Annotated in this window: 29 protein-coding genes; 6 read left to right on the forward strand and 23 right to left on the reverse strand. The window is 52.2% G+C overall.

Going from position 1 to position 24,430, the window contains the following annotated elements; translation table 11 throughout:
- Positions 1–1,215: an acyltransferase family protein gene (locus tag DU000_RS10285; RefSeq protein ID WP_114403331.1), complete on the forward strand. Its 1,215-nt coding sequence runs from the start codon at positions 1–3 to the stop codon at positions 1,213–1,215.
- A gap of 27 nt (positions 1,216–1,242) precedes the next feature.
- Here the strand turns inward: DU000_RS10285 and DU000_RS10290 are convergent, their stop codons facing one another.
- From DU000_RS10290 to DU000_RS10320, 7 genes are read right to left on the reverse strand one after another with little or no spacing between them, the layout of a single operon-like run.
- Complete coding sequence (locus tag DU000_RS10290; protein ID WP_158529685.1) at positions 1,243–1,890, reverse strand: DUF2946 family protein; 648 nt, start codon at positions 1,888–1,890, stop codon at positions 1,243–1,245.
- Positions 1,883–2,878, reverse strand: a complete 996-nt coding sequence (locus DU000_RS10295) for a YheT family hydrolase (RefSeq protein WP_114403333.1) — start codon at positions 2,876–2,878, stop codon at positions 1,883–1,885. The genes DU000_RS10290 and DU000_RS10295 overlap by 8 nt, the downstream gene beginning before the upstream one ends.
- A gap of 37 nt (positions 2,879–2,915) precedes the next feature.
- Complete coding sequence (locus DU000_RS10300; protein WP_114403334.1) at positions 2,916–3,362, reverse strand: YybH family protein; 447 nt, start codon at positions 3,360–3,362, stop codon at positions 2,916–2,918.
- A gap of 8 nt (positions 3,363–3,370) precedes the next feature.
- A complete protein-coding gene (gene purU / locus DU000_RS10305; protein ID WP_114403335.1) occupies positions 3,371–4,225 on the reverse strand; it encodes a formyltetrahydrofolate deformylase in 855 nt (284 codons plus the stop codon).
- On the reverse strand, positions 4,212–5,264 hold the full coding sequence (gene waaF / locus DU000_RS10310; RefSeq protein ID WP_114403336.1) for a lipopolysaccharide heptosyltransferase II: 1,053 nt from the start codon (positions 5,262–5,264) through the stop codon (positions 4,212–4,214). Before waaF ends, purU begins: the two co-directional genes overlap by 14 nt.
- Positions 5,265–5,290: 26 nt before the next feature.
- Positions 5,291–5,497 carry a zinc-finger domain-containing protein gene (locus DU000_RS10315; protein ID WP_114403337.1) on the reverse strand — a complete coding sequence of 69 codons (207 nt, stop codon included), beginning with the start codon at positions 5,495–5,497 and terminating at the stop codon, positions 5,291–5,293.
- 7 nt (positions 5,498–5,504) lie between these two features.
- Positions 5,505–6,425, reverse strand: coding sequence for a branched-chain amino acid transaminase (locus DU000_RS10320; protein ID WP_114403338.1), 921 nt, complete (start codon positions 6,423–6,425; stop codon positions 5,505–5,507).
- A gap of 157 nt (positions 6,426–6,582) precedes the next feature.
- On the opposite strand from DU000_RS10320, the gene DU000_RS10325 reads away from it, so the two are divergent.
- Complete coding sequence (locus tag DU000_RS10325) at positions 6,583–7,305, forward strand: AzlC family ABC transporter permease (RefSeq protein ID WP_158529686.1); 723 nt, start codon at positions 6,583–6,585, stop codon at positions 7,303–7,305.
- Positions 7,302–7,631: an AzlD domain-containing protein gene (locus tag DU000_RS10330; protein ID WP_114403340.1), complete on the forward strand. Its 330-nt coding sequence runs from the start codon at positions 7,302–7,304 to the stop codon at positions 7,629–7,631. Before DU000_RS10325 ends, DU000_RS10330 begins: the two co-directional genes overlap by 4 nt.
- Before the next feature lie 267 nt (positions 7,632–7,898).
- Here DU000_RS10330 and DU000_RS10335 read toward each other — a convergent pair whose 3' ends face one another.
- The 15 genes from DU000_RS10335 to DU000_RS10385 all read right to left on the reverse strand — a co-directional run bounded on the left by DU000_RS10335 (position 7,899) and on the right by DU000_RS10385 (position 15,364).
- Entirely contained in the window at positions 7,899–8,321 is a 423-nt protein-coding gene (locus DU000_RS10335; RefSeq protein ID WP_114403341.1) for a hypothetical protein, read from the reverse strand.
- A gap of 187 nt (positions 8,322–8,508) precedes the next feature.
- The gene (locus DU000_RS12660; RefSeq protein ID WP_147266998.1) at positions 8,509–8,733 is read right to left on the reverse strand and encodes a hypothetical protein; all 225 of its coding nucleotides are present in this window, start codon (positions 8,731–8,733) and stop codon (positions 8,509–8,511) included.
- Positions 8,734–8,738: 5 nt separating this feature from the next.
- Positions 8,739–9,356 (reverse strand): hypothetical protein, encoded by a 618-nt coding sequence (locus tag DU000_RS12665; protein WP_147266999.1) that lies wholly within the window; start codon positions 9,354–9,356, stop codon positions 8,739–8,741.
- Positions 9,357–9,686: a hypothetical protein gene (locus DU000_RS12670; RefSeq protein WP_147267000.1), complete on the reverse strand. Its 330-nt coding sequence runs from the start codon at positions 9,684–9,686 to the stop codon at positions 9,357–9,359.
- A gap of 129 nt (positions 9,687–9,815) precedes the next feature.
- The gene (locus tag DU000_RS10345; RefSeq protein ID WP_114403343.1) at positions 9,816–10,094 is read right to left on the reverse strand and encodes a hypothetical protein; all 279 of its coding nucleotides are present in this window, start codon (positions 10,092–10,094) and stop codon (positions 9,816–9,818) included.
- Positions 10,095–10,101: 7 nt separating this feature from the next.
- A complete protein-coding gene (locus DU000_RS10350) occupies positions 10,102–10,536 on the reverse strand; it encodes a hypothetical protein (RefSeq protein ID WP_147267001.1) in 435 nt (144 codons plus the stop codon).
- A 250-nt stretch (positions 10,537–10,786) separates the two neighbouring features.
- A complete protein-coding gene (locus tag DU000_RS10355; RefSeq protein WP_114403345.1) occupies positions 10,787–11,122 on the reverse strand; it encodes a hypothetical protein in 336 nt (111 codons plus the stop codon).
- Positions 11,094–11,423: a hypothetical protein gene (locus DU000_RS12675; protein ID WP_158529687.1), complete on the reverse strand. Its 330-nt coding sequence runs from the start codon at positions 11,421–11,423 to the stop codon at positions 11,094–11,096. The genes DU000_RS10355 and DU000_RS12675 overlap by 29 nt, the downstream gene beginning before the upstream one ends.
- Positions 11,424–12,260: 837 nt before the next feature.
- On the reverse strand, positions 12,261–12,773 hold the full coding sequence (locus tag DU000_RS10365; RefSeq protein ID WP_147267003.1) for a hypothetical protein: 513 nt from the start codon (positions 12,771–12,773) through the stop codon (positions 12,261–12,263).
- A 98-nt stretch (positions 12,774–12,871) separates the two neighbouring features.
- Positions 12,872–13,447, reverse strand: a complete 576-nt coding sequence (locus DU000_RS10370; protein WP_114403348.1) for a hypothetical protein — start codon at positions 13,445–13,447, stop codon at positions 12,872–12,874.
- Positions 13,448–13,577: 130 nt separating this feature from the next.
- The gene (locus DU000_RS10375; protein ID WP_114403349.1) at positions 13,578–14,069 is read right to left on the reverse strand and encodes a hypothetical protein; all 492 of its coding nucleotides are present in this window, start codon (positions 14,067–14,069) and stop codon (positions 13,578–13,580) included.
- A gap of 58 nt (positions 14,070–14,127) precedes the next feature.
- Positions 14,128–14,373, reverse strand: a complete 246-nt coding sequence (locus DU000_RS10380) for a hypothetical protein (protein WP_114403350.1) — start codon at positions 14,371–14,373, stop codon at positions 14,128–14,130.
- Positions 14,343–14,558, reverse strand: coding sequence for a hypothetical protein (locus DU000_RS12755; RefSeq protein ID WP_158529688.1), 216 nt, complete (start codon positions 14,556–14,558; stop codon positions 14,343–14,345). The genes DU000_RS10380 and DU000_RS12755 overlap by 31 nt, the downstream gene beginning before the upstream one ends.
- A gap of 124 nt (positions 14,559–14,682) precedes the next feature.
- On the reverse strand, positions 14,683–14,868 hold the full coding sequence (locus DU000_RS12680) for a hypothetical protein (protein WP_147267004.1): 186 nt from the start codon (positions 14,866–14,868) through the stop codon (positions 14,683–14,685).
- 10 nt (positions 14,869–14,878) lie between these two features.
- Positions 14,879–15,364 carry a hypothetical protein gene (locus DU000_RS10385; RefSeq protein ID WP_114403351.1) on the reverse strand — a complete coding sequence of 162 codons (486 nt, stop codon included), beginning with the start codon at positions 15,362–15,364 and terminating at the stop codon, positions 14,879–14,881.
- A 132-nt stretch (positions 15,365–15,496) separates the two neighbouring features.
- Between DU000_RS10385 and DU000_RS10390 the strand changes: the two genes are divergently transcribed.
- Positions 15,497–16,018 (forward strand): hypothetical protein, encoded by a 522-nt coding sequence (locus DU000_RS10390; RefSeq protein WP_114403352.1) that lies wholly within the window; start codon positions 15,497–15,499, stop codon positions 16,016–16,018.
- Here DU000_RS10390 and glnE read toward each other — a convergent pair.
- Entirely contained in the window at positions 15,984–18,968 is a 2,985-nt protein-coding gene (glnE, locus tag DU000_RS10395; protein ID WP_114403353.1) for a bifunctional [glutamate--ammonia ligase]-adenylyl-L-tyrosine phosphorylase/[glutamate--ammonia-ligase] adenylyltransferase, read from the reverse strand. The two genes, DU000_RS10390 and glnE, sit on opposite strands and share 35 nt — an antisense overlap.
- Positions 18,969–19,078: 110 nt before the next feature.
- On the opposite strand from glnE, the gene DU000_RS10400 reads away from it, so the two are divergent.
- Positions 19,079–23,566, forward strand: coding sequence for a YhdP family protein (locus DU000_RS10400; RefSeq protein ID WP_114403354.1), 4,488 nt, complete (start codon positions 19,079–19,081; stop codon positions 23,564–23,566).
- Positions 23,563–24,423: a carbon-nitrogen hydrolase family protein gene (locus DU000_RS10405; RefSeq protein ID WP_114403355.1), complete on the forward strand. Its 861-nt coding sequence runs from the start codon at positions 23,563–23,565 to the stop codon at positions 24,421–24,423. Before DU000_RS10400 ends, DU000_RS10405 begins: the two co-directional genes overlap by 4 nt.
- Positions 24,424–24,430 lie beyond the last annotated feature (7 nt).

The raw sequence follows: 24,430 nt of genomic DNA on the forward strand, positions 1-24,430 counted from the left end.
ATGTCGGCACTCCCCCCGCTCTCGCGGCCACACCGGCACACGCACGCAGGCTACGTCGCCGAGCTAGATGGGTTGCGGGCACTGGCGATCTTGCTGGTGATCGTGTCGCATTTGGGCATCGGCCACGGGATTCCAGGCGGTTTTGGCGTAACGGTTTTTTTCTTTATTTCAGGCTTCATCATCACTCGCTTGTTGTTGCAAGAATATGGCCGTTATCAAGCCTTGAGCTGGCGTCATTTTTACCTACGGCGGCTCTTGCGATTGGGGCCAGCCTTGCTGTTTTTTATCGGGCTGGCTTACCTTTGTGAACGCTGGCTGATGCAGCGCCCGGTACCGCTGGCGGATGTCTTGGCCAGTCTGTTTTACTGGGCCAATTATCATTTGATCTATGGTGGCTATGCGGCCATCAATGCGCAACCCGCCAGCTTACAAATTGTCTGGTCACTCGCGGTTGAGGAGCACTTCTACGTGCTCTTTCCGGTCTGGCTCTGGTGGTTGGGCCGTGATCGCCCCACCCTGCCGACCCTGTGCCAACGGCTGCAAAGCCTGAGTGTGTGGCTGTTGGTGCTGGTGCTCCTGTGGCGCTGCTATTTAGTGTATGGGGTAGGGCTCGACGCCCTGCCGCACAACCGCCTATATTTGGGCTCTGACACCCGCCTAGATTCGATTGTATGGGGCGTCTGGCTGGCGGCCTATCAAGCCCAAATCGCCCCCGCAGCCGCCCAGGCGGGCGGGCCGCTGCGAGGCTTGCCCGCTTGGTCACGGGCCTTGGCGCTAGGACTTGCCCTGGCCGCTTTGCTGATCAGCTTTGTGGTCAGGGATGAAGGCTTTCGGCAAGCTTGGCGCTATAGCTTACAGGGCCTCGCGCTACTGGTGTTGCTGGCTTGGCTGTTATGGCCAGTACGCCCTGGTGTCGCCAGTCAATCGGAGGCCAGACCGGTAACTGGCCGGCTGGCGCTGATGTTGGCGACTTGGCGCGCTCAAATTCGACACGGCTTGCAGCGGCCTGTCTTGGTTTACATCGGGAAGCTCAGTTATTCGCTCTATCTGTTTCACTGGCTGGCCCGCTGCCTAAGCCAGTGGGCTACCGGGCAGGTCAATGGCTGGCAGCACGATGGGCTGATGCTGATGCTGGCATTCAGTTTGGCCATGCTGAGCTACCACGGACTGGAACAACCCCTGCTGCGTTGGCGGCAGCGTTGGGCGCGGGTATGAGCGGAGATAAGTGAGTCTCTCGCGGGGCTAGCGCCCGCCCTGCAGGCGTAAAGAAACCGGGTAGCGCTGCTGATTAAACAGCCAGGCAATGGGTGCCGCGCCCGCTAGCTCAGTTAGCGGCCCGGTTGCGGTCAACAGTTCTTCCAGCCAGTCTGGTGCGGCACAGTCTAAATGGGCGCTCCACGTCGCCAGATCTTGATCGCTGAGCGTCCCTGTCCCCAACTCGGTTTCAATCCAAACATGGCGCGCGGCATCCAGCCAGCAGGCCAAAATCGATGTGCCAACCTGCCCCGTGTGTGCAAGTAAGCGCTGGGTGCCCGTTGTCGGTTCGGTATCGAGGCGCCACACATAGGGCCCAAGGGCATAATTCACATACACCCGCTGCGGACCATTTTGAAAATAGGCTTGCCAAGGCTTGGGGTCGGTGGCTGGGTTGGGCGCGATCAACGCCGGTGCGCGGGACTCCACCACATAGTTGCGGTTGATGAAGGCGATCATCTGCAGATTGGTGATCGGCGCAAAGCGGGCCTGTCTGTGCGGGGTGGCCACGCCTGCGGTTGCGGCATCGGCAGGCTGACGAATGAGCCAGCGCCCCCGTGGGTCGAGTTTTAGCCAGCCGCGAACCGCTGGAACCTGCGGCCACTTTTGCAAGGCTTGCAGGACCAGGTCATCCATGGAGCTGATCCTGAAAAAATTGCAGCAGTCGTTGTGGCAACCATTGCAAGTGTCCTGGATACGCGCCCGCCACAAAGCCCACATGCCCGCCGTGGGCCGGTTGTTCGAGCCACACTTGGGGGCTGACGGCGTCGGCCAGCGGCAAATGGTGTGCGGGTAAAAAGCTGTCATTACGCGCATTCAACACAAGGGTTGGGCAACGAATGGCGTGCAACCAAGGTTTGCTGGCACTGCTTTGCCAGTAATGATAGGCATCGCGAAACCCGTGCAGGGGGGCCGTAACCAAGGCGTCAAAGTCATGGAAATTGCGGCAGGCCGCGAGCGCCTCGGCATCGACCAAGCCAGGATAGTGCGCCAATTTAGCGCGGGTTTTGGCTTTGAGTGTTTGCAGAAAGTTGCGGGTGTAGAGACGATTGATGCCATGGGCCAGCGCTTCGGCGCCCGCTTGCAGATCGACCGGCGCCGACACAGCCGCTGCGCCACGCAGCCACGCATGCTCCAGCGGGCGTTCGCCCAACGTTTTCAGCAGGGCATTACCGCCGAGCGAGACCCCCACCGCAAAAATAGGGCGCTGCGGTTGCGCTTGGCGTACCCGTGCCAGCAAGTTAGCAATTTCGTCGCTGTCGCCAGAATGATAAGCTCGCGGCAAACGATTCAGCTCGCCGCTACACCCACGAAAATGAATGACCCAGCCCCCCCATTCAGCTTGTGCCAGCACTGCCATTAGCGCCCGCGCGTAGTGACTTTTGCTACTGCCCTCCAGGCCGTGAAACAGCACCACCAAGGGCCGCGTGGTTGCTGCTGTTGTTGCTGTGGTCGCTGGCTCGGGCAGTTGGTCTACATCGATAAAATCACCGTCAGGGAGTTCCCAACGAACGCGCTGATAAGCCACCGTTGGGCGCGGTGCCCACAACGCAGCGTAGATTGTTTGGGCATGGCCGCCTGGAAGCCAGGCCGGGGGGCGATAGGTAGAGGTCAGGTGCGGCATCGCTATCGTGGCGGGCGGTTATGTCGCTATCGCTGACTTAGTGCAGGCGCTCAGGAATATCTTGCACTGGCGGTTGACCGTCTTGATCTACCAATGCTGGCGACGCGTGATGAATCACCAAGCGCCAGCCTTGATCGGTTTTGTGATAAACATTAGTCGCTAAAACTTGGACCAGCTTTTGCCCCGCCGGGGTGGCGATGACGATATGTTCGACCACATGATGCACGGTCACGGCGGCGCCGGCAACGACATGGACAACACTCGGGCGAATATGGATTGCCCCGCCCTTGAAGATCTCGGCAAAAGCTGCCCGAATTGCTGCATAGCCTTGCAGGCGTGGCCCACCGGGATGAATGCAGCTGACTTCTTCATGCTCTGCCCAGACTGCCATCACCGCCTCAAGATCGGCGTGGTCTAGCGCCTCATAAAATGCATGTTCGGTTTCTTCCGGTGTGCTGAGTAGGGCTTTAGGAGGTTGCGGCATTGTTCACCTTATTTAAAAACAATCGTACGTTGTCCGTTTAATAACACGCGCTGTTCGCAGTGCCATTTGACTGCACGCGCTAGCACCAAACACTCGACGTCGCGGCCAATCGCGGTGAGGGTCTCTGGGTCCATAGCATGGTCAACGCGTGCAACATCTTGCTCAATAATCGGCCCTTCATCGAGCGCAGCGGTAACGTAATGCGCGGTGGCACCGATCAGTTTCACCCCACGGTCATGCGCTTGATAGTAAGGCTTTGCACCCTTAAAGCTAGGCAGAAAAGAGTGGTGAATATTAATGGCTTTCCCTGCCAGCGCACGACACAGCTCATCCGACAAAATTTGCATGTAACGGGCCAGCACCACCAAATCGATTTTTTCTTGTGCGGCGATCTCAAGCAATCGTTGTTCTTGTTGCGCCTTATTATCAGCCTGCAACGGGAGGTGGTAAAACGGAATCCCATAATTGGCCGCGAGTGGCGCGAAGTCAGGGTGATTGGACACAATCGCGGGAATCTCAACCGCTAACTGACCGCTTTTCCAGCGGAATAACAAATCATTCAGGCAGTGCCCCGCTTTGGAAACGGCAATCAATAAACGCGGCTTATGCCGGCAATCATGCCATTGCCAATCCATGTGAAAGCGCGCAGCCAGCGGGGCAAAGGCGTTACGTAGCGAGTCGAGCGTTTCATGCGATGGCACATCGACATGCATGCGCAAAAAGAAGCGCTGGGTTTGATCATCGCCAAATTGCGCCGAGTCGAGAATGTTACAACCCCGCTCATAGAGAAACCCACTCACGTGATAAACAATGCCCGTCGTATCGGGACAAGCAAGCGTCAGGATGTAATCATTGTGTTGCATGGCTTACTTTCGCAAGGCGTAGGTTGGTTTTGTCGGCGACGTCTTGCGGGCTAATTTGCTGCAAGCAGGCCAGGGTACCCAAGGGGCAATCGCGCTTGAAACACGGGCTACAGGATAATTGCAACCACATGACGTCAGCGCGTGCTGAGCGCGGCGGGGTATGGCGGGGGTCACTCGACCCAAAAATCGCGACCTGCGGCACAGTCAACGCCGCCGCAACGTGCATCAGCCCACTGTCGTTACTGATAACTTGCTGCGCTTGGGCAATGATTGCGGCGGCCATGTCGAGCGAAGTTTGGCCACACAGGTTGTAGAGTTGGGGCTGAACGGCAACAGGGCTGGCTTGACGGATCGCCTCGCCTAAGGGCGCATCGTTGGCGCTGCCCAGTATCACCAGGGCGGTTTCTGGTTGTGCCGCGAGCACTTGCGCGCCGAGGGCTGCAAAATGCGCGGTTGGCCAGCGCTTGGCCGGGCCGTATTCAGCCCCTGGCGCAAAAACCCAATAGGGCTGTCCCGGTGCCATGCCGTGCGCAACTAGCGCCTGCGCCGCCGCTGCCTGCAATGCCGGGCTCACCTGCAGCGCAGGAACAGGGGCTGCGGCAGGCATGGGAATATCAAGCAACTGCGCCAACGCCAAATAGTGCGCATGCATGGGCGGGCGCGGGTGACGGGGCGGGTTCGGCAGTAAGCGATGCAACAATGGATTACGCCACTCGCCGCGATACCCTAAACGCAAAGGAATACCGGCCAGCCAGGGTAAGAGTGCAGATTTAAAGGAGTTGGGCAACACCACCGCAACGTCGAATCCAAGCTGGGCCAGCTCTCGCGCCAACTGGCGGCGCGCTGACCACTGCCAGCGCCCATGCGCGAAAGCATGCGGCATCACCACATCGATTTCTGGCATCAGTTTGGCCAGCGGGGCCACCCAAGTGGGGGCGAGTAAGGTCAAATGCGCGCCCTGCTGCTTGAGCAAGGCAAAGAGCGGTTGCGCCATGAGGCAATCGCCAATCCAGTTTGGCGCAACGAGCAAGATCTTCATACGCGAGCAGTGACGACGGGCCAGGGTTAATGACCGTGGACTGCTACCCCAGCTTTTAAGGTATAGACGGTGCCACAGTAGGGGCACTTGGCTTGCCCGGTTTTGCTGACATCTAAAAACACTTTGGGGTGGCTACACCAAATTGGCATCGCAGGGTTCGGGCAATAAACGGGGAGCTGCTCAACCTCGACCGCTGCTGTGCTCGCTGAAGAGGGTTGTACGGTTTGTGTCATGCGTTCCTCACACCAAAGTTAGCCAATGGGCATATTGCGGATTGCGGCCATTGACGGCATCAAAAAATGTGGCTTGAATTCTTTCTGTCACCGGCCCACGTGAGCCGATCCCAATCTGGCGGTCATCGAGTTCGCGAATCGGGGTGACCTCCGCCGCTGTCCCGGTAAAGAAGGCTTCATCGGCACAGTACACTTCATCACGCGTAATTCGCTTTTCGATGACGTCGTACCCTAGGTCACGCGCAATGGTCATGACCGAGTCGCGGGTAATGCCGTCTAGGCAGGAAGCCAAGTCGGGGGTATAGAGCTTGCCGTTTTTGACAATGAATAAATTCTCGCCCGCGCCCTCCGACACATAGCCATCGGTATCCAGCATCATGGCCTCGTCATAGCCATGCGCGGTCACTTCTTGGTTTGCCAGAATCGAGTTGATGTAGTAACCACTGGCTTTGGCGCGAACAAGCGAAACATTGACGTGATGCCGGGTGTAAGACGAGGTTTTGACGCGAATCCCGCGTTGCAGGCCTTCTTCACCGAGGTAGGCGCCCCATGTCCAGGCAGCCACGGCAACGTGAACGGTATTCTGCTTGGCGGCGATGCCGAGTTTTTCAGAGCCGATCCAGATAATCGGACGCAAGTAACAGCTTTCAAGTTTGTTTTCACGAACCACTTGTAATTGCGCTTGCGACAGCGTGTCGAAGTCGAAAGGCACTTTCATTTGGAAAATTTTTGCCGAATTCAACAAGCGCTTGGTGTGCTCGGGCAAGCGGAATATCGCTGTTCCTTGCGTTGTGTTGTAGGCCCGCACGCCCTCAAACACGCCCATGCCGTAGTGCAGGGTGTGGGTCAGCACATGAATTTTGGCGTCACGCCAGTCCACCAGTTTGCCATCCATCCAGATGACGCCATCACGATCAGCCATTGACATAGGGATTCTCCGATATGCGAATAAGTGCGATATTTTAAGCGATTGTTAAGCGCTTGCGACGGGCGGCATGACTTTACTCGCCCACGGCTGCAATCCCGCCGCTTTTTTGTTAGCATACCCACAATTAAGCGAATACTTAACTAGGGACAGGCGCGCCGTGGAGAAAAAACAAGCATTCTGGGCTGGGGTTAATGCCGTGAAACTCGCCATGGTCGCCATGGCGGCCTGGGGCTTGGTCACCGGCGTGGCGATGGTGCAAGCAGGTTTGACCGCCTGGCAAGCGGTGGGGATGAATGTCTTGGTCTATGCCGGCGCCGCGCAACTGGCTGCCTTACCACTATTGGCCGCAGGCGTGCCGATCTGGATTGTGCTGCTCACAACCGTGGTGATTAATCTACGCTTTTTGATTTTTAGCGCTAATCTGATGCCCTACTTTGCCGCTTGGCCACGCTGGCAGCGGTTTGTATTGGGGGGCGTCAACACAGACTTGGGGTGTGCTGTTTTTCTGGCACGCATGCTTGAGCGGCCAGCCAGCGCCGAAGATGGAACAGGTAAATATTTTTATCTGGGCACAGCCGTGACCATTTGGGTTACTTGGCAAATCAGCTCAACCCTTGGCATTGTGCTAGCAAGCCAACTGCCGCGCGACGGCGTGCTGGAGTTTGCGGCGACCTTGGCCTTAATTCCGATTACCCTGCCGTTTTTACAAGGGCGGGCTGGTTGGGGGTGCGGGCTGCTGGCGGTTACCTTAGCCCTCGCGCTACATGCCTTGCCGCTCAAACTTGGTTTGCTCATCGCGGTGTCAGCCGGCGCCATGTTGGCTTATTGGCTGGGGCCGAGTGCGTGGCTCCCCACACAGACCGAAAGGAAATCGACATGAGTGGCGGCGCAATTTGGTTAACCTTACTCGGCATGGGGCTGGTGACGCAAATGATCAAACTGGTCTTGCTCATTCCGAAAAACCCACCGACCTTACCGCTGCGCTTACAGGTCGCGTTGCGAGTTGCCCCCGCCTGCGCCCTGCTCTCACTGATTGCTCTGGATGCCGCCCGGATTAACGGGGCGCTGGCGCTCGATTGGCACAACCCCAAGCTGTGGGCCGTGCTGAGTGCGCTGTTATTTTTTCATTACACCCGTAAACCCATGCTGACGATTGTGCTGGGTATGGTAGTTTTGCTGGGGGCGCGGCTGCTGCTTGCGGGATGAGGCTGCATCGCCTGCCGTAGCATTGGGCTTAGCGAGTTGTACGGGCACTGGATTAGATCATCGAGTGGCGCGGCAAGCCGCAGCAGGTCATTCGCATTGACAACGGCTCGGAGTCACTTCTTGCCATTGGCCAATGGCATCGGCCATCACAGCTTTATCGCTATTTTCCCTAGTTTGTTGATAGAGGAAGGTGCCGAGTGGCTAGGGGTGGTCTGCATGAACGAGCGCGGGTGCCGGGCAAATCGCCTACCCTGGCATTGAGTTTACCTAATCGCAACCTTTCCTGGAATATACGTTCTTTAAAGCTTTTGCTAGGAAAAAAACAATTTGGAGAATAATTCCAACAATAAAGCCATTCACAAGGTACGATGCATCGCCTCCAGAATTAAAGAAAAATTGTTTGTTTGGGAAAAAAAGCAAACAACCAACCCAAAAAAACCATCGCATCCGTTCAATCCATGAATTGCTCAATCCGGGCAATGGCAGCAGTAAAAGAAAATTACAGAGCAAAAAACAACGGTTTAATTCGACTCCAAGCAAGTGCGCCATAGCTATCACAGCACTAGGCAGACTGAGCAAAAAATATAAGTCCTTTCTTTTTTTATCACGTCTACTGAGGAGCATTAATCCTGAAAACGCTCCAAGGATAAAAATAGAGGAAGAAATATTTCCATTTAAAATTGCGTGCATGAGTTACTCCCCTGTTTTATGCCGATGCCTAATTAATGGGGCCCCCGAAAAACATAAAAACATAACCAGCACAAAAATAAACTTAAAATCAAGTACTGGCGATTTTTTTGATATACGTGTCTGTGTTTGTGCGCAAGGTAAAAAGTAAGCAAGGTTAATATCATCGCTAATACCGCTATCATTATTCTCATTTCAGACTCGCTATGCAGAAGCAGGGGACATGCAGATCAGCTTGGGTGGCCGGGGTGTAGCTAAGGGTGACGCTTTTGCCGTTGAGGTTGGCAGCATTTTGGGTGTAAGTCATGAATGGGCTAAAGCCACCGGGAATGGTAACGCCAAACAGGGTGATGCTGGTGTCTTGCCCAACCTGGAGTTGCCATTGCCAGCGCTGGGCATCGGTCAGTTTGCTCAAGCGGGTTAATTATGGCCTGCGTCAAAATCATTGCTTAATGATTGGTTCAGAGAGGAATAATCAGTAGCGTCTACATGCCCTGGAAGTAATGCGTCACTTGAATCAACTTTATCTATAACTGTTTTGGAATCGGATGTATCTTTTCTCAAATCCAAGCATGAATCAATATCGTTGATCGAATTTGATCTGTATCGAATTGAAATCAATAAATATGTCCACGCTATGTATACTAATGACATCCAAAAAAAAGTTGCTGTGGAATTTAATATCTGTGAAATTCGAAAATATCCAATAAATACCAGTAAAAAAACCACAAGCAATACAGAAATCAACGCTAGTAAGTTTTTTTCTTCTCTTCTAACTCCTTTTGATGCAAAAACATAAGTAGGAGAGTTAAGAAACAGACTAAAAATAATACATTCATATACGATTTGATAAATTGAAGAATTGCAAAAATAACAAGTAAAAATAAAGCTTGCCCAAATTAACAGAATTATTAATTTATGTCGCAATCTGATATCGCATGCATTAAACATATAAAACGCTGCTAGCGGAACTAATCCAACCAGGATTGCAGTATTTAATGCCTGATCATGAGACTGATTGTCAGATAGATTTTTCATTTATGTATACTTACCACATGCCGGGGATGCTGCTTTAGTTGCGCCCACACCTATCAGTGGCGTAAAAATAGTCGCTATTCTAAACAGAAGGCCATCAAACCCCAATGCTTTACCTGCCAATCGGGCCACTGCACCAATCAATATAGTTGCTGCAGCTAGCATTGCTAAGCCATTAGTACATTGGTTAGGATCAACTGTTAGAAACCAGATCGTCAATTCAATAACAGCAAGAGTAATTACTGTTAATAGCAAAAACCATAATGCAAGCGAACTTGACAATGTAAGTGTTGTTATTTGAAAAAATTTGCCGACACCATGTATCAAGCCCACTACAGTTGCTATAGCAGTTACTTCACTTTTAGCTTCTGTCCATCGGTAATCCCCCAGGTTTCATCACGCTGTAAAACCGCCCATAGCTGGGCAGACGGTAGCCAATCATTATGGACTATCAGCAAATATCTAGGGCTTAGACAATATCTTTGCACACGTTTTTTGAAATGCGCAATTTTTTTCACATTCCTTACTTAAAGAGGAGGAATGTTTTTCACAGTCGCATTTCTTACTTTTTATTTCTATCATTTTTTCTTGGTCGCAGTGCTTTACCTCAAATATGAAATTAATCAGACTGACCAAAAGGGCGCCTAGTACTATTCCCCAAAAATATCCTTTCCCAAACCCACTCCAACCTGGTCCACGCATACGAATAAAATCATAAATCTCGGCAAAGAGTTGTTTCATATTTAAATCAAAATAATAGAGATTTTGAAAATATCCAAGCTGGAGCAAGGAAATTAGATAAATACTCCCCGCATTCCAAAAATCCACATGCTATACCAGCGATTTTCGTTCCTAAAATAACCTGAAAGCTAGTCATAGTTACTGCAGAAACAGCAAGTGCTGGCGAAAAAATGGCTATAGCTAATATCACTAATGAAGCCTCAGCGGCTGCCAGCAGGAGCATTTCAGACTGACTAAATCCACCAATCGCTGTCGCATAGTGCTTTATTAGAAAGCTTAAAGCTCCTAAAACAACTGCCAAGCCTGCTGGGCCTGCCGACAAAACACCTATTAACGAAATAAGTGTTAGTGATATGCACAAAATTAGCATTCCAAAGTAAGCCCCCCTCGCTCCATTCTCAATCATCCAAGCCTGGGAACCGGAATCCGGATCAAAGATCACATAACCTGCAGTCGCGCCGCTGGTGGTGGTGATGCCATTTGCATCCGTAATACTGACCGTAATCCGTTATTCATGCAAGGTGACTTCTATGCCATTGGTCAAGGTGTCGGCTATCTCTGCTTTGTCGCTATTGTCTTTGGTTTATTCGTAAGGTGCCGAGTGCATCGCCTATCATGGCGTTGAGTTTAGCTAGGCGAGTGCTATTCCTGAATACACATGGCTGGGCAAAAACTATTCTTGTTGGCAACACTTAATCAGCAGCCATTAGTGATTTAGTCACCACTCTCCTGTCATCAGAAAAGGTTACGGTACACTGATAACGTCCAAATACTGACGATTGATTCAGAATCATCAGCTTGGATTTTGAATCAATGAAATTGAACACAATATATTCATTTTTGTTGGCAATAGCCAAAACATTTTCTAGTGTGCTAGATATTAAAATACCATCGCAAAAATTTGAGAATGAACTCTTCTTTTGACTAATTAATATTGCACTAATAGTCACTAAGCCAATCATTGCCGACCCAATTAAGAATAAGGTTTTTTTAAAAAACTTAGTTAGTGCATTGGTTAATTGCGCCATGATAAGCTCCTAGATAACCTGCGTACTCTACAGTTAAGCTTGCTAATGAATGTAGTTCATATCCAAAAATATTTTTTATTGCGCGTGCGCCCTGCCACATTGCAACTAAACTTAAAGTTGCTGGAAATGTGACTGGCTGTAGAGCACATGAATAAGACTCGGAAATTTTTCGTCCAGCAATATAATTCTCAGCGCAACGTAGTACAAAACCTGCTGGGCTATTGCCCTCCCACTCTCTATGTGTTCTTAATTGCATTAAATAAGATTGAGCGTTATCTGCACTACCATATTCTGTAATCATTGCCTGGGCCATCCTGATACCTTCAGCTAGCAACGGAGTCAATTGCGCCCCTCTCTGTCCATTCTCAATCATCCAAGCCTAGGAGCCGGAATCCGGATCAAAGATCACATAACCGGCAGTGGGGCTGCTGGTGGTGGTGACGCCATTCGCATCGGTAATACTGACCGTAATCCGTTGTTCATGCAAGGTCACATCTTTACCATTAGCTAATGGTATCGGTCATCTCAGCTTTATCGCTATTGTCTTTGATTTGTTCGCAAGGTGCCGAGCGGGTAGCTATAGTTTTGCACGGTCGGCGCAGGTGCCGAGCACATCGCCCACCGTGGCGTTGGGTTTGCCTAATCGTGGTCTACTCCTAAATATATGTTAAAAAAGCGGCGATTATCATCAACGCAGCGCCGAAAAAGAGAATTGAAAAAAACTGTATTCTGAGTATCGGAGCCCAACCTACAAACAGCACAGAATCATTTGGATTGAACGGATCAATATAAACATTCAATCCAGTTTTTGAAATTAAACTTTGGAATTCGGATGGACTTACTCGTGGCAATAAATGTTCTACTCCATTTCGATATACGTTAGTTCCAAAAAAATCTACCTTATGATAAGAGTATTTATAAAGGACTTTAATTGTAGTATTTCTATTTGGTTTTTTAGGGTTGTAATAAGCAAATCGCGGATCTGCACATATAATTTCAAAGTTAACTAACTGTCCATCAACTCGTACAAAAGCCAACGTATCTAAAGTACGCTTTCGTAGTTGAAACGCATGGTTGACTATATAAAGGCCTAGGATAAATAACAAGAGAATTGAGATATTCTGCATAATCCCTACTTTCAATTAGGCCATGCAAGTGATCTGCCAACATACACTTCCAGCCCACCACTCAGACCAGTAAACATACCCATTAGCCCAGACATTAAACCAGTGAATGCTCGACTGACCTCTAGCGAGAGCGCAGAAACGAATAAACTCGCCCATATCAAAGGAATGATTGCGCCATAGTTACCTGATGCACCACACGTAATTAAAACAGAAACAATTCCTAGAATAAAATTAATAAGTGCAATAGCCTGTAAGATTATCGCAGGAGCAGAAAGCAACAGTAATACTAAAGCTAGAATCCTTAAAATGGTTAGAATATAACCGATAACTACTGCCGCACCATTCTGCCCACCCTCAATCATCCAAGCTTGAGAACCGGAATCCGGATCAAAGATCACATAACCTGCAGTGGGGCTGCTGGTGGTGGTGACGCCATTCGCATCCGTGATACTGACCGTAATCCGCTGTTCATGCAAGGTCACTTCCTTGCCATTGGCCAAGGCATTGATGATGTCGTTCTTCACATCACTGCTGTATTGCACACTCGCCAGTAAACTGCTGTGATACGCGCTGTTGTTAGCATTGAGGGTGATGATCTTCTGCCCTTGGGCCGCCGCAATCGCTAAAGCCTTGGCGGTACTGATGCCTTGTGGTTGGCTGGGATCATTTGCCGGTTTGTTGGGGTCTTTAAAGAGTTGTCTGGCACACTGTGTTCAAAGGCGGAAGCGGCGGCCCCGACTTGCCGTTGAAACTGAATGAACTTGTCATGGCTATTGTCTTTGGCTTTGGCGTTTTCGGTGGAGAAGGCAATGTCCATCATGACGCCGGTAAAGCTGCCACTGCCGTTATTCCCAAACATGCCCCCAGGTTTCATCACGCTGTAAAACCGCCCATAGCTAGGAAGGCGGTAGCGTAGCATATCACCCCGACTACGGGCGGTGAGCTGGCTGTTGCCGTCGTCATTGGCAAACCAAGCAAGGACATTACTGGTGAGGATGGCCCCGGTCAGGTCATCTTTATTCAGGCTTTGGATGGGGGTGGGGTCATTCGGGTTGGCTTGAAACTGGGCCAGTTTGTCTTTCGTGGCTTGGGGTTTCGCTTGGTGGGCTTGCAGTTGATGGGGGCTGATGACTTGCCAATCAACATACAGGGCGTTGTATTCGCCGGCAAAGGGTTCATGCTGGCTTGGCCACCCCAACCACTTTTACTAGGGCCATATGGCGCTGATTTTACCAATAATAACCGCAGCAAAACATAGGGCCACCTGACAGAGCATAGAGAGCATTTAAGTGTACTTTTATATCCGAGCCGCTTCTTCCTCCAGGCCATTACATATCATACCGATAGTAACGGAATAAACAGGCGATTATTGCTAATAAATAAATTAACAACCCATACAGGTAATGCTCAAGGCTATTTGCATTAGCAGGAACAAATCCATTTAATGCATGGCTATTTTTATTTATTTGATCTCTAAGAAAAGCCTGCTGCCAATTTAAAATATCACTCAACACAATAAAAAATATAAAAAATGCATAGCCCCTTAAGCTTGTCTCAAATTTATTTGTGATTAATAAACTAAAAAAAACGGGTAACAGTAACCTTTCTGAGCCATGAATAAATAGAGATATTTCTTTTAAATTCTCATGCATGTGAGCGATCAGCATCTTACCTGCAAGAAATAACAAATAAATTACCAAAACTTCTAGTATTTTGATAGCTAAAAATTTGGCAAAAAGACTTGGATCATTTTGAAGGTACTGAAACAATAAGTAATTAAGAATAATTATCATTACTGAAAAAAAGAATTTTATTTTCATGGTTTAAATACTCCCATAAACATAGACAATAACGTTGCCGTTGCTAGATATAGAAGCTCTACTTTTTTTCTGTAACAAAATCATCGGCTAATCGAGCGCCAAAAAAGCCTCCTGCAATATCCAAAACTGCATCAACTGTTGCCGCAAGTGCAACTCGATTAAATTGTTCTTCATTTACAGCTCGACCCATACCATCAAGGAAACTCATAAAATTAGAAATTGCCATCATTAGTGTGAATATTGGCATCAATGCTAAGCCGCCACTAAGCATCGTCAAAATCGGAATAGCGATGGCAAACGCCATAAACACAAGAGTAACAATAAACGCTCCCCTGCTCCACCCTCAATCATCCAAGCCTGGGAACCGGAATCCGGATCGAAGATCACATAACCTGCAGTGGGGCTGCTAGTGGTAGTAACGCCATTCGCATCCGTGATACTGACCGTAATCCGTTGTTCACGCAAGGTCACTTCTTTACCATTAGCCAATGGTGTCGGTCATCTCAACTTTATCGCTATTGTCTTTGGTTTGTTCGTAAGGTGCCGGGCACATAGCCTACCGCGGTGTTGGACTTATCTAATCGTGGGCTACCCCTAGATATATGTTCAGAGCTCAATCTACTCTGGAACCAGCACGACTTATTCTTAATGCAAAAAGTGTACTGCATGCAGGCCCAAATGATCTTATTAACAAGGATAAAATCTCATCTGTTATCAACATACTTACATAAACAGAAATCACCACTCCTAATACAAATACGATTAAAGCAATAATTTGTCGATGCTGATGAATATCCATGTTATGCATCCTATGAAATTAGCGCATTGAAAATAGCAAAAGATATAAATGCCAAACCTTCTACAATAAGAAGTGGTGTTCCAACTACACCAACAATTACGAATGCAGCAACAAAAGCAGCTGAAATAACCCCCACGCTAGATTCGCTATGGTTGCCCTGACAAGGCCTTGGTCCATGTATTGGGTCAACAGCAGCTGTAACGTGCCAAGCAATGAAAACAAAAATAACATTTAAATATGCCACTAATGCAATAAACACTGGAAGTAGCATTAAATATATGCCAATCCATAAAACAATTAATGCCAATACGATCATTATCCAAGCACTATTCTGCCCATTCTCAATCATCCAAGCCTGAGAGCTGTAATCCGGATCAAAGATCACATAACCTGCAGTCGGGCTACTGGTGGTGGTGCCATTCGCATCCGTGATACTGACTGTAATCCGTTGTTCATGCAAGGTCACTTCTTTGCCATTGGCTAGGGCATCTGCCATTTCGGCTTAGGTATCGTGGGGATATACGGACTGTTACAAATTCTGTTGAACCCTCACGCCGCTGACGAGTCTCTCTTGGTGTGAGTCACTTTGGCTGACGCACATCAACATAATCATTGAATGGAGAGACAGATGCGCCACTACCCCACCAACAGCCCCAAAGCTGCTGCACGTGTACTCATCATGATGTTGATTTCAAACGCGCGCTTAGAGCATGCGGAACTCGATTTTTTACAGAAATTACGGGTAGCGGAAAAACTGGGCTTGAGTGAAGAATCTTTTACGCAAGTATTACAAGATTATTGCGCTGATTTGTTGGCAGACCCGCGACGCGCTACGGTACAAACTGCAGCGCCAGCATTAGTAGATGGATTGCTTGATGAGATCACCGACCCGCACTTGCAACAACAAATTGCTGACTTTGCTTTTCTATTGAGCCATGCAGATGATCAATTTTGTCAGATCGAGCAGGCGGTGTACCAACGGATGCTACAACGCTGGCGCATGGACTTAAGCGGAACCGCAGTATTCACCACTGACTCGATCAAGTTACTGGGGCAAATCAGGCAAGCAGCGCGACAGCATACGAAACAGGTTGTGCAACGCCTGAACCGTGAGATCAAGCCAGTAAAACCCTCTGCCACAACGCTTTAACTTGATCGACATGCGCTTGCACACGGGCGGGCTCGACCCGAGCCTGTTCGTGTCCGGCAAGGCGTAAGCGGTGCTGCAAACGGCGATAGGTTCGATAGGCGTCGGCGGCGGCCAAGGCCAAGTCGAGTGGAATCAAATTGGCTTGTGCGGCACGCTGCAACAAGGCAATATTCCCAACGTTATCGCGCAGTGCCGGTTCACGCTGCGCATAGCTCAAGACCAGATACTGAACCATAAATTCAATATCCACCATGCCGCCACGATCATGTTTTAAATCAAACAGGGCGGTTGGGTTGGGGTGACCATCCAGCATCTTTTGTCGCATCGTCAACACCTCCTGGCGCAAGGTGTCTGGGTTACGCGGCAGCTGCAAAACCGCTTGCCGCTCTGCTTCAAACCATATCCCAATCTGGGGTTCGCCCGCACAAAAACGCGCCCGGGTTAAAGCTTGATGCTCCCACAGCCATGCGGCTTCGCGCTGATAGCGACTAAATGCGGCGGTCGAGGAAACCAGCAGACCTGCGTTGCCATTTGGCCGTAAGCGTAAATCCACTTCAAACAGAATGCCTGCAGGGGTTTGACTGGCCAGCCAAGTATTCAAACGCTGCGCGAGCTTGGCATAAATTTCGTTGGCGTCGGGGTGGCTATCGTCATACAAAAAAATCAGGTCGAGGTCAGAGGCGTAGCCGAGTTCTTTACCGCCTAATTTGCCATAGGCAATGATGGCAAAGTGGGGGGATTCGGGTAGCGTTGCCGCTAGATCAGGTTGGCGCTGTCGATAATGCTGCCGGGTTGCCGCCCAGCAATGTGGCAGGGTTTGTCGCAAGATCAAATCAGCCAGCGCACTCAACTGATCGGAAAGGGTTTCTGGCGTCCATTGCCCTTGTAAATCTTGCGCTAGTAAGCGAAAAACCTGCGCGTGGTGAAATTCGCGCAGCAAATCCAAATGACGCTCAGTGGGGTCTTGCTGCGTCCGCGCAGCTTGTGCCGTGACCCGCGCCAAATCAGTCCGTAATTGGCGCTCCAGGGTTGCCCACGGGGGCGGCTGAAGCAGGTTTCGATCGTCTAGCAATTCGTCCAACAAAATGGGATGGCGAGTCAGGTAGCTGGTGGCCCATTCGGCGGCGGCCAGCATGCGGGTTACCCGCGCCAATGCTTGCGGATATTCACTCAGGAGGGCCAAATAAGCGCTGCGACGGCAAATGCTTTCCAGCAAATGCAACCAGCGCAGTAAGGTTTGTAAGGGGCTAATATTGATCTGGTCTGCCAATACCGCCACCTCACTCGGAGAGGCATTGATCTCGCTAGGAGCGGCCGGGATAGCGGTCTCACAATGCACGGTATAGGCCAATAAGCTGCCCAGCAGGGTGAGGCAGCGCTGCTTGCTGTTATCAGGAAGCGATTGGTAGCGCCCACTCTGCAGAAACTGTTCTATGCGCTGCTGCATTTCTTCGGCTTGAGTGGGGTCCAGTGAGCCGCCCTGCGTGGCTTGCTGCAGCACCTCTGTCCAGCCTTGGCACCGTGGCCGCAGCCGGCGCTCAGTGGGCGGCAAAGTCGGATCATGCGGCGCCGCGCTGGGCGTGTGAGGGCTTTGTTTATCGCCAAACATGGCTGCAAATTGCTGACTAACAAAGCGCCGATGTGCCTGCAACACCTCAATGAATGCCGCATAGTCAGCGTAGCCCATACTCTGCGCCAATGCCAACTGGGCCTCGGGATGTGTTGGCAGCGTATGGGTTTGGGCGTCTTCGGGGTATTGCAAGCGGTGTTCCACCTGGCGTAGAAACTGATAAGCCGCGATTAGCTGTGTGACGCTGGAAAAATCAATCAACCCACGCTGCGCACAGGCCTGTAACACCGCACAGGTTGGGCGAAGCCGTAAACTGGTTTCTCGTCCGCCTCGAATTAATTGAAAAGCTTGCGCGAGAAATTCAATTTGCCGAATCCCGCCCTCCCCCAGCTTGATGTTGCCGCCCATTTGCCGCTCCCCTGGTTGCGAGAGCTGGGCGTGCTGGGTTTCCCGACGACCGATTTCGGCACTGATTTGGGTGTGTAAATTACGAATGGCATCAATCGCACCAAAATCGAGATATTTACGATACACAAACGGCGTAACCAGTTGCACCAGTTGTTCACACTGCTGTGTATGGGCAGCCGCAGACATCCATACCGGGGCCGAAATGGTGCGGGCTTTAATCCAGGCGTAGCGCTCCCACTCGCGCCCTTGTGCAACCAAATATTGTTCCAGCATGTCAAAACTCATGACCAGCGGGCCTGCGTCACCATAGGGGCGCAGGCGCATATCAACCCGAAAGACAAAGCCGTGCTCAGTGACCTCGGATAACAGCGCGATCAGGCGCTGGCCAACGCGGGTAAAATATTCATGGTTCGAGAGTAAGCGCAGTCCACTCGTCGTCGCATCAGTCGACGTTTGAGTTGCTGGTGGGCGGGTTTCGCCTGGCTCGGGATAAACAAAAATCAGGTCAATATCGGATGACACATTTAACTCGCGCCCCCCGAGCTTCCCCATCCCGATAATTAATAAGTCTTGCGCCTCGCCTTGTTCGTTACAAGGCACCCCATGGCGCGCAGCGAGCTCGGTGCAAACATGCTGTAGCGCAGTCTGGCAACAAAATTCGGCCAGTGTGGTTAATGCCGCTGTCACTTGTTCCAAGGTTGCCTGGCCGGATAAGTCGGCCTGCAAAATGTGTAGCATGGCCCAATGACGCGTGCGGCGCAGGGCAGCGGCTAAAGGTTCGCATGTCGCGTCAGCATTCGCCGCCGCGGGGGCCCACTGCCGTGCAAAATAAGCCGTCAAGCTGGCACGGTCTGGCACATGGACGGGCTGCTGCCAGTCAAATTCAGGCACGAAGTGCGCCACGCGCTCGGCATACCGACTATAAAGACTGACGACAAACGACGGGGTGGCTGTAATCCGACTAAATTGCATGCTAAATTCCCGCTGCAAGGTTGTTTGCTTCCGAATGGCTTATTTTGTCAAGTTTACGCGCAATTTTCTCGCTCTGGCTCAGTCCCTTTCGTCCCCTGTGCGCCTTATTCATGGCGCTAAAAAAAGGGGTTGTCAATGGGGTCTTAGGGTTTTGGCATAGTTTTCCTGTCCGCCATGTGCGTGCCCTCGCGCGCTGGTTTGGGCGGCGCTGCGCCGATAGTTTGCGGCTGCTGGCGTGGAGCGCCTTCGTTATTTGGTGGCTTGGTTTGCTGCTGATTGCGAGCTTGCGTTACGTGATCTTGCCGCAAATCGATAGCTACCGCCCCGAGATCATCGCTTACCTTGAAAATCGTTTGGGGCGCTCGCTCAGCTTGGACTCAATGACCGCCAGCTGGCAAGGCTTGCAGCCAGCGCTGCGCCTGACGCATTTACGTTTGCACGACACCCAGGGCGATACGGTATTAGAAATCCCAGCAGTCAGCGCAGTCATCTCCTGGAAAAGCTTGTATAGCTTTGGGTTGCGCTTAGACTCGCTGACGCTTGAGCAAGCCGAGTTAAAAGTTGAGCGGCTTACGCCAAACCAATGGCGGGTGGCTGGCTTTTTAGTCGATATTGCCCGCCCCAGCGATGGCAAGGCCTTGAATTGGTTACTGCGCCAAGGGCGGATTGATTTATTGCAAACGCAAGTTATCTGGCAAGACTTGCTGCAAGGGACGGACAGCACCCCCGAATCAAGCCGGCAACCCTTGTTGCTCAAAGATGTTGATTTTCGTTTGCAAAATCGGCAAACCCTGCATCATGCGGGGTTACAAGCCACCCTGCCGCCAAACCTCGGCGGCCGCATTGACCTCCGTTTGCAATTTCAGCATGCCTGGTGGCGTGACCCCGCCACCCAAGCAGGCTGGCAAGGGCGGGCCTATGTCGCCACCGAGGCTATCGATATTCAAGGCCTACGCCAACATCTTGCATTGCCGAAAGAATGGCAACGCGGGCAAGGCCAGCTGCGCCTTTGGCTGGATTTTGCCCGCCAGCAAGGTAGCGAGGCGATGTATGCCCGGATTCAAGGGGTGACGCTGGATGCCCGCTTGCGAGAGGTTCAGGCGCAATTGGGTAAACACTTACCGGCGCTTGATCTGGATGTGGTTGGCGGACGGCTAAACTGGCAACGAGAGCGCGATGGCATGCGCTTTAGCACCGAAAACTTGTGGCTAGAGGGCTTACAGGGGCTGCGCTTGCCGCCCTTGACACTGCAGTATGAGGAACGCAGCCCCTGGCTACCGCGCTTCCTGGGGTTGCCGCGCTTCATATCACCGACCGAGAAACCTGTTGCCGCCGATGCTAAGCATGATGGCGTTCAGCGCCAGCTCACTTTAAACCAACTTGAGCTGGGAACCTTACGAGCAATTCTGGCGCGGATTCCCCTAGCGCCAACGGTGCATCAACTCTTGCAGCAATATGCGCCCAGTGGTCAATTGAAAAGCCTCAGATTGACGGCGCAAGGCCCTCTCTTTGCCGCGGAGTCGGCACCCATGTCAGCCCCCCTAGATTCAGCCGCGCCCACCAATACCCAACCCACCGAGGCGCCCGCCCCCCTCAGCAACTGGCGGCCACCCGCGCATTTTCAGCTCCAGGCTAAGGTTGAAGGCTTGCTCTGGCGCGGCCAAGAGAACCCGCGCAGTACGCCTGAGCATCCGGTCATTGGATGGCCGGGCATTCAAGGAAAAGCGGGCTTACAAGGCACCTTAAGCGCCAATGAACAAGGGGGTAGCATGACCCTGAGCGCGCAGGATGGCTGGCTTGAATTACCTGGGGTATGGAGCGATCCTTTGGTGCCCTACCAGCGCCTGAGCGCCCAGCTCAGTTGGCGGCCCATTACAACCCCGGCATGGATTAAAGCCCTGCCCAGTCAAACCCTGGCCGGTAAGCTTCCCCTGGGTGGGCGGGTATGGGAAGTGCTGCTACAAGATATCGATTGGCGTAATGTTGATTTCCAAGGTAAAGGCAATGGCAAGTTTATTCGTGGGCCGAATGGGGAAGATTGGTTAGACCTGAACATTCAAGGGCAACGGTTCGAACTGAATCGCGTCGCCCGCTATTTGCCTTTGCGGCTGCCGAGCGCCACCCGCGATTGGGTTGCGCAAGCCCTGCAACAAGGTCAGGCGCGGCAGATTCGCGCGCGGGTATATGGTGAGTTGCATGACTTTCCGTTCAATCGCTTGCCCGCAAGCCATCCCGCGCAATTCCGGATGGAAGCCGATGTCGAGGGCGGGCGGCTGCAGTTTGCGCCACAGTGGCCGACGCTAGAAGGGTTAGCCGGCAAACTGGGGTTTAACCGCAGTAGTTTTACAGCAAAAATACAAAAAGGGCAGACGGCTGGGCTGACCTTACAACCAGTTGACCTCAGTATCGCTGACATGACCCAAAGTGAGTTATTGGCTGAGGGCGCACTACAAGGGCCTGCGAGCGCGATGTTGCGCTATGTGAAAGAAAGTGGCTTACGCAGCCTGCTCAGTTATGTTTTAGATGACGCCACGGCAACACAGGATGCCTTGTTGCGTCTCAAATTGCGCTTGCCATTGGCACAGCTTGAGAAAAGTAAAGCGCAGGGCAGTCTCGTGCTGCGCGGCAACACCGTAACGCTGGATACCGATATCCCCAGTTTTGAGCGCATCAATGGCCAAATCGACTTTACTGAACAAGGCTTCACGCTACGCGGGCTGAGTGCCGCCGGCCCCAATCAAGCGGGCTTTAACGCCCAGTTTTTGGGTGGGCCGATGCGGCTGGAAGGCGGGCTACGGCCTGTAAATTCAGCCAGCCCCAGCGCGTCGCAGCTACAGATTCGGGCTGAGGGCGGCGTAACCCCAGCTGGCATCAAGCAATACTACCCGCTGCCGCTGCTGGATCGCTTACAAGGCAGCGCCAGCTATAGCGCCACGTTCTCCGTTGCGCAAGGCTTACCCAGCTTACGCATTGACAGCACCTTGCAAGGCTTGCGCAGCACCCTGCCAGCGCCCTTTCAAAAAGAAACGGGAACGGCCTGGCCCTTGCGAGTCGATACTCAACCGCTCGCGGGGGCAGCCCCGGTCACGGCCAACAAACGGGCGCCAGCACTGCTGCGCGATGAAATTCGGGCAAGTTTGAGTTCAGCCACGGGCGCAGCCTTGTTGCAGCTCAAGCTTGAGCGCAGCCGGGCAGGAGTGACGCCAGAAGGCCGACCTGCGCCATTGCGTTTTGAGCGACTCGCCCTGGGCATCAACACCGGGGCGGAGTATGCCTCAAGCGGAACGGCGATTGCAGTGCAATTGCCCCAGCTCAATCTCGATGAGTGGCGTCCACTGCTCACACCCGGCACCAGTGAACACAGCCTGCTTGGCGGCCCGACGGCGGGGGGCAATGATGGTGGCAGCAGTGAGAGCCTGCCCCCCTTAAAAACGATTACCTTAAAGGCCAAAGAACTTGAAGTGCTGAATCGCCAGTTTAAGGATGTTAGTCTTGATGCCGTGCAAAAAAATCAGGCCTGGGAAACTACCCTGGATGCGCCCGGCGCGGCGGGTTTCTTTGTGTGGCGCGATGAAATTGGCCAAGGACGCGGCGGGCGCTTGGTAGGGCGCATGAGCCGCCTGTCTATTCCCAAAGGTCAGTTAGAAGAATTTGGCTCATCGATTGAGCAAACCAATGCGGATTTGCCCGCCTTGGATCTGGTGATCGAGGAATTTCAAATCAATCAAAAATCGCTAGGGCGACTAGAACTGCTAGCCACCAACCAGCGCCAGCCCAGCGGCCGGATCTGGCAGCTCAGCCGCTTGAAATTGCAAGCCGCCGAGGCACAGTTGCAAGGCACGGGCGCTTGGGTAACCGGCAGTCAAAAAGCCAATGGCGACAAAGACCCTGGGCAAACGCGGCTGCGCTTTAGCCTTGATAGTGATGATTGGGGGGGGTTGCTTAATCGTTTGGGCTTTACCGATGCGATTCGGCGCGGTAACGGCAAATTACAGGGCGAGATTCAGTGGCGCGGCGCGCCGACCGCGTTTGACCCAGGCAGCGTGAGCGGCAATCTTGACCTACAAGCGGAAAAAGGACAGTTTCTAAAGGCAGACCCGGGGGCCGGAAAACTATTGGGTGTGCTGAGTTTGCAGGCCTTGCCGCGCCGGTTAACCTTGGATTTCCGAGATGTCTTTAGTGAGGGGTTCGCCTTTGATGCGGTGACCGCTCAAGCCGTGTTGGATAACGGCATTGTTCGTACCGATAACTTCAAAATGAAAAGCCCGGTTGCCGTTGTGGCACTGGAAGGGCAGGCCCATCTGGTTAAAGAAACACAACAACTGCATGTCGTGGTGGTGCCTGATACCCGGCCGGGTTTAGCCACACTGGCGGGAGTCATTGCGAACCCGATTATAGGGGTCGGGGCATTTTTGGGCCAATTGCTGTTTCGCGAACCGATTGCCAATGCCTTTACCTACGAATACAGCATTACCGGCAGCTGGAGTGAACCCCAAGTCACCGAACTCAAAGGCAATGCCCGTAAGGCCGCACGAGAGGGCCTGAAGCCCGCCACTGCCCCGACAACCAAACCCACCCTCCCCAGCCCGTCACCATGAACAGCGCCACTTCCCCCACTATCGCCAGCCCCTTCGCAGTCGCCGCGATTCAGATGATTTCGAGCCCCGATGTGGCGCTGAATCTGCGCCATGCCGCCGCGCAGATTGCCGCTGCAGCCCAGGCAGGGGCGCAATTGATCGTGCTGCCAGAGTATTTTTGTCTGATGGGGCGGCATGAAGAAGATAAGGTTAGGGCTTGTGAGCCGGACCTATTGCAAGCCCCGGACGCCAACGCGCCCTTGCAGCAATTCCTCGCAGCACAAGCCAAGCAACATCAGTGTTGGCTGATTGGCGGCACCATCCCGCTCGCTAGCCCTGATCCGCAGAAGGTCTGGAATAGTGTCTTGGTCTACAGCCCTGAAGGCGCGCGGGTTTGCCGTTATGACAAGATTCACTTGTTTGGGTTTGATAATGGTCGCGAACGCTATGCCGAAGCGCAAACGATTGCGCCTGGGCACACGCCCGTCGTATTTGACTCCCCCGCTGGGCCGATTGCTTTGTCGGTTTGCTATGACTTGCGCTTTCCTGAGCTGTATCGTCAACTCGGCCAAGCAGCCCCACTCAGTTTGATTGTGGTGCCAGCCGCCTTTACGTACACGACAGGGGAAGCCCATTGGGAGATTTTGCTGCGCGCCCGCGCCATTGAAAATCAGTGCTATGTCTTAGCCAGCGCCCAAGGCGGGCAACATGAAAATGGCCGGCGGACCTGGGGGCATAGCATGTTGATCGATCCCTGGGGGGAAGTTATCGCGTGCCTGCCCAGTGGCGAGGGCCATGTATTGGGTCTGCTGGAGGCAGAAAAACTTGCTACGATTCGGACTAACTTGCCAGCTTTACGGCATCGTTGTCTTTTCTAACTTTTCT

The sequence above is a fragment of the Parvibium lacunae genome, assembly GCF_003335215.1.
Lineage (GTDB): Bacteria > Pseudomonadota > Gammaproteobacteria > Burkholderiales > Burkholderiaceae_D > Parvibium > Parvibium lacunae.

Bases quoted from the DNA above. Each gene is read 5' to 3' on its own strand.
- DU000_RS10285 (WP_114403331.1), top strand. From the start codon at position 1: ATGTCGGCACTCCCCCCGCTCTCGCGGCCACACCGGCACACGCACGCA.
- DU000_RS10290 (WP_158529685.1), bottom strand. From the start codon at position 1,890: ATGGATGACCTGGTCCTGCAAGCCTTGCAAAAGTGGCCGCAGGTTCCA.
- DU000_RS10295 (WP_114403333.1), bottom strand. From the start codon at position 2,878: ATGCCGCACCTGACCTCTACCTATCGCCCCCCGGCCTGGCTTCCAGGC.
- DU000_RS10300 (WP_114403334.1), bottom strand. From the start codon at position 3,362: ATGCCGCAACCTCCTAAAGCCCTACTCAGCACACCGGAAGAAACCGAA.
- purU (WP_114403335.1), bottom strand. From the start codon at position 4,225: ATGCAACACAATGATTACATCCTGACGCTTGCTTGTCCCGATACGACG.
- waaF (WP_114403336.1), bottom strand. From the start codon at position 5,264: ATGAAGATCTTGCTCGTTGCGCCAAACTGGATTGGCGATTGCCTCATG.
- DU000_RS10315 (WP_114403337.1), bottom strand. From the start codon at position 5,497: ATGACACAAACCGTACAACCCTCTTCAGCGAGCACAGCAGCGGTCGAG.
- DU000_RS10320 (WP_114403338.1), bottom strand. From the start codon at position 6,425: ATGTCAATGGCTGATCGTGATGGCGTCATCTGGATGGATGGCAAACTG.
- DU000_RS10330 (WP_114403340.1), top strand. From the start codon at position 7,302: ATGAGTGGCGGCGCAATTTGGTTAACCTTACTCGGCATGGGGCTGGTG.
- DU000_RS10335 (WP_114403341.1), bottom strand. From the start codon at position 8,321: ATGCACGCAATTTTAAATGGAAATATTTCTTCCTCTATTTTTATCCTT.
- DU000_RS12665 (WP_147266999.1), bottom strand. From the start codon at position 9,356: ATGAAAAATCTATCTGACAATCAGTCTCATGATCAGGCATTAAATACT.
- DU000_RS10345 (WP_114403343.1), bottom strand. From the start codon at position 10,094: ATGAAACAACTCTTTGCCGAGATTTATGATTTTATTCGTATGCGTGGA.
- DU000_RS10355 (WP_114403345.1), bottom strand. From the start codon at position 11,122: ATGGCGCAATTAACCAATGCACTAACTAAGTTTTTTAAAAAAACCTTA.
- DU000_RS12675 (WP_158529687.1), bottom strand. From the start codon at position 11,423: ATGATTACAGAATATGGTAGTGCAGATAACGCTCAATCTTATTTAATG.
- DU000_RS10375 (WP_114403349.1), bottom strand. From the start codon at position 14,069: ATGAAAATAAAATTCTTTTTTTCAGTAATGATAATTATTCTTAATTAC.
- DU000_RS10380 (WP_114403350.1), bottom strand. From the start codon at position 14,373: ATGGCGTTTGCCATCGCTATTCCGATTTTGACGATGCTTAGTGGCGGC.
- DU000_RS12680 (WP_147267004.1), bottom strand. From the start codon at position 14,868: ATGGATATTCATCAGCATCGACAAATTATTGCTTTAATCGTATTTGTA.
- DU000_RS10385 (WP_114403351.1), bottom strand. From the start codon at position 15,364: ATGGCAGATGCCCTAGCCAATGGCAAAGAAGTGACCTTGCATGAACAA.
- DU000_RS10390 (WP_114403352.1), top strand. From the start codon at position 15,497: ATGCGCCACTACCCCACCAACAGCCCCAAAGCTGCTGCACGTGTACTC.
- glnE (WP_114403353.1), bottom strand. From the start codon at position 18,968: ATGCAATTTAGTCGGATTACAGCCACCCCGTCGTTTGTCGTCAGTCTT.
- DU000_RS10400 (WP_114403354.1), top strand. From the start codon at position 19,079: ATGGCGCTAAAAAAAGGGGTTGTCAATGGGGTCTTAGGGTTTTGGCAT.
- DU000_RS10405 (WP_114403355.1), top strand. From the start codon at position 23,563: ATGAACAGCGCCACTTCCCCCACTATCGCCAGCCCCTTCGCAGTCGCC.